The organism is Gluconobacter sp. Gdi (genome assembly GCF_014132155.1).
Lineage (GTDB): Bacteria > Pseudomonadota > Alphaproteobacteria > Acetobacterales > Acetobacteraceae > Gluconobacter.
In genome coordinates this window covers 1-1,586 of record NZ_BLJQ01000041.1, presented here as the reverse complement: position 1 = coordinate 1,586, position 1,586 = coordinate 1, and the positions used below count along the sequence as shown (strand labels likewise).

Genomic DNA, 1,586 nt, shown 5'->3' with positions numbered 1-1,586 from the left:
GAAAAGCCCACCCGACTGAAAAGTTGTGGGTAGCGCGCCATTCGTTTGTCAATCCCGGGCATACCGATGAAGATAAGACTGATACCTTGTCGATCGAACAGGTCACGCAACCATTCCAGCGCCGTCATGCTCAACCGTTCCGCCTCATCGACGATTAGCAGTTCAATATAGCGGGTCGTGTGGTCGATGATCCTCGCTTGGCCTTGGACATGGGGACGTACATGATCATCGATGCACATCTCGGCACGGGCAATAAGTGCCGGCACGTCATGTCTCAACTCCTGCACGCTGCAACTGACCGTGGGAGTGAAGAAGATAGCTCGGGATTTTTCGAGGTGAGCATTGACCTTTGCTTGATCTGATCCGCGCGGTCCCCATTCCTCCAAGGTTTTCCCAACTACGTGCCAATGGGTGTATCGACGGGCGGAGAGTGTCTTCCCGACCCCGGCAGGGCCATGACATAGGCCAATATAGCGATGTTTGCGAACGGCATCTGCAAACTCACTGAAGCGACGATGCTCCTGGGTCGCGATGAAGCTGGTAGTACGTGCTGTGCGCATCAGTCCCCCTCGCTGTAAATGCGCAGACGTCTCCCTTTCTGCCGTCCTTTGGCTTCATTACCGGACAATGTTACCGGCACCGCTGGCTGAGTAGGACGAAAGACAGGAGAGGGGAAAAAGTCGGCTACGCGGGCCTTTCTTTCTGCAATCCGGTTTCGTAGATGCCGACGATAGGCGATGCGGGCAGTCTGTATGTCTTTCAGGGTAATGCTGTCCCCGGCATGATCTGCACTCACGGCCCGGCAGAGAAAGGTATTGCGGTGAAAAACCCGTATCTCACCCATATCGCGGGGATTGTAACGAATCATCACGGGCTCGCCGACATAGGCTGCGAGTGTCGGATCAAAGTATCGCAGTCCTTCGAAACGAATGCCGTCCCGATGGACCGTGCGAGGTCTGGCAACCATGACCAGTAGCGTATCCAGTTCCTCCACCGTTTCGGGCATACGGGGCAGCCATCCATCGCCACACCACGCTTTGGCAGGGGCCATCCCGATAGTGCTATGTGGTCGAGTGTTGTACGTTGAGACGATGTAATCCCCAATCGTGGCGTCCAGTTCGGCGAGTGACAAACGAGGGGGCGAAGACAATTTGCCTTGACACAGATTGCCCGGAAGTTCGGGCAACAACTCGGTATTGATGGTACGGAACAACCGTTCGATCTTCCCCCGGCCCTGCGGACGGGCAACGCCTGAGTAGATCAGACGAAAGCGAAGGTCCGCCGATGCCTGTTCGAGATGAAGGCTGGTGAAGTCCGACCCGTGATCGACATACAACGCGTCTGGAATACCGCACACTGGCCATTTCGGATTGGCCTTGCGCCAAATCGCCTGCCGAAGTGCGAGCGAGGTGTTGAGCGCAGAAGGCGCACCCAACATCACCATATAGCCGGCAACCGCCCGCGAATGGTCGTCCATGACCGTTGTCAGCCATGGCCGTGCTTCCTTGCCACACGCATCGACAATCAGGATATCAAGCTGGGTATGATCGGCCTGCCATATCGCATTCGGCCGGGAAGCCCGATGA

2 protein-coding genes and 1 pseudogene are annotated in these 1,586 nt (G+C 56.4%); all 3 read right to left on the bottom strand.

The window, feature by feature from the left end; genetic code table 11:
- The coding region (locus tag JN414_RS16340) for an AAA family ATPase (RefSeq protein WP_202208870.1) at positions 1-560 on the bottom strand (560 nt) is incomplete at its 3' end.
- Positions 560-967, bottom strand: coding sequence for a Mu transposase C-terminal domain-containing protein (locus tag JN414_RS17305; protein WP_375781691.1), 408 nt, complete (start codon positions 965-967; stop codon positions 560-562). The genes JN414_RS16340 and JN414_RS17305, both read right to left, overlap by 1 nt.
- Positions 968-1,297: 330 nt before the next feature.
- A pseudogene (locus JN414_RS17300) lies at positions 1,298-1,525 on the bottom strand (transposase); the annotation flags it as partial.
- Positions 1,526-1,586 lie beyond the last annotated feature (61 nt).